Below are 262 nucleotides of genomic sequence, written 5' to 3'. Positions count from 1 at the left end.
GAAGCATTGTTGGCGCGAGATGATCATGATGCAGATCTATCGGTTAAATCAGCACAGCTGCTGGAAGGCGAATTCCTCGGACGTTTACGGCGAGAAAGTAAACGTAACATGATGACGACAATTCTGACGATTCATGTTCCATCAACGCCGGGGCGCGCATGGAATATGCTGGTGGCGCTACAGGCAGGAAACATCGTCGCCCGTTATGCCAAACTGCATCTCTATGATGCATTTGCCATTCAGGAATCACGCCATGTTGATG

Annotated in this window: 1 pseudogene; it reads left to right on the top strand. The window is 49.6% G+C overall.

Annotated elements, in window-relative coordinates:
* A pseudogene (locus tag KQJ19_RS23905) lies at positions 1-262 on the top strand (hydrolase); the annotation flags it as partial.

The organism is Citrobacter sp. S46_ASV_140 (assembly GCF_018919545.1).
Taxonomy (GTDB): domain Bacteria; phylum Pseudomonadota; class Gammaproteobacteria; order Enterobacterales; family Enterobacteriaceae; genus Citrobacter; species Citrobacter braakii.
Note: the sequence above shows the minus strand (reverse complement) of the source record. Positions and strands in the feature narration are given on the sequence as shown.